Origin of the sequence: Actinoplanes sp. NPDC049598 (assembly GCF_040675435.1) — a bacterium.
Taxonomy (GTDB): domain Bacteria; phylum Actinomycetota; class Actinomycetes; order Mycobacteriales; family Micromonosporaceae; genus Actinoplanes.
In genome coordinates, this window is sequence record NZ_JBFAOX010000070.1 from 1 (window position 1) to 1,369 (window position 1,369).

1 protein-coding gene is annotated in these 1,369 nt (G+C 62.3%); it reads right to left on the bottom strand.

Going from position 1 to position 1,369, the window contains the following annotated elements; genetic code table 11:
• Nucleotides 1-35: 35 nt before the first annotated feature.
• A complete protein-coding gene (locus tag AB0J66_RS49745; protein ID WP_364676583.1) occupies nucleotides 36-1,316 on the bottom strand; it encodes an IS256 family transposase in 1,281 nt (426 codons plus the stop codon).
• Nucleotides 1,317-1,369 lie beyond the last annotated feature (53 nt).

Sequence of the window (1,369 nt, forward strand, 5' to 3'; positions counted from 1 at the left end):
GGGTCCGTACCAAGATCGGTGTTTCCGGCGCTTGGTTAGTAGGTTTCGGCGGCCGGCCAGCGGTCACCGAAGGTGATGGCGAAGGCATTCAGCACGGGCTTCCAGCGCATCGTCCATCGGGCGCGGCCGGCGCCGGTCGGGTCCAGGCTGCGAGTCACAAGGTACAGGCATTTCAGGGCGGCCTGCTCACTCGGAAAATGGCCGCGAGCTCGCACGGCGCGACGGTATCGGGCGTTCAGCGACTCGATGGCGTTGGTGGAGCAGATTACTTTTCTGATCTCGACGTCGTAGTCCAGGAAAGGAATGAACTCGTTCCACGCGTTACGCCACAACCGGATCATCGCCCGATACCTGTCACCCCATTTCTCTTCCAGGTCGTCCAAAGCGGCCAGTGCCGCGTCCGCGTTGACGGCGGTGTAGATGGGCTTGATATCACGTTTGATCGCGTCCGCGTCGGCTCGGGACGTCAGCCGGAACGTATTCCGAATCAAATGGATGATGCAGGTCTGGACGATCGCTTCCGGCCACACCGCCTCGACCGTGTCCGGTAGGCCTTTCAGGCCGTCGCAGACGACGAAGAACACGTCGCGCACGCCGCGGTTCTTCAGGTCGATCAGGACGCTCATCCAGAACTTGGCGCCCTCGCCGCCGGAGCCGGCCCAGAGACCCAGGACGTCCTTGCGGCCGTCCACGGTGACCCCGATGGCCGCGTAGATGGGCCGGTTCGCGACCTGACCCTCACGAACCTTGACCATAATGGCGTCGATGAACACGGCCACGTAAACCGCGTCGAGGGGCCGTGTCGACCATTCGGTCATCTCGGCGACGACTTTGTCGGTGATTCGAGAGATGGTTTCTTTCGATACCGACGCTCCGTAGATCTCCGCGAAGTGCGCGGAGATCTCCCCGGTCGTCATTCCTTTCGCATACAACGACAACACGATTTCGTCGACCTCAGTCAGCCGTCGCTGCCGTTTCTTCACTATCTGCGGCTCGAATGTGCCTTCCCGATCCCGGGGAACATCAATCTGAACTTCGCCGGCGGCATCCGAGATCACCGTCTTGCCGCGACTGCCGTTACGCACATTGCTCGATTCGCGGCCTGGATCGGCTTGGTTCTTCTCGTGACCGAGGTGTTCGGTCATCTCCTCGTTCAACGCGGTCTCGAGGACGTTCTTGGTGAACAGCTTCAGCAGGCCGTTCGGGCCGGTCAGTTCCAGTCCCCGGGCCCTGGCCTCGGCCACCATCGCCGCCGCGGCGGCCTGCTCAGGCGACAGCTGCCGCCCGTCACCCTCGGTCTTCTTCCGTGGACTCATAACGTTCGATGTCATCACTCACGGTGCCCATCCCGCCAGGTCTTCAGCCTGGC

Bases quoted from the DNA above. Each gene is read 5' to 3' on its own strand.
- AB0J66_RS49745 (WP_364676583.1), bottom strand. From the start codon at position 1,316: ATGAGTCCACGGAAGAAGACCGAGGGTGACGGGCGGCAGCTGTCGCCT.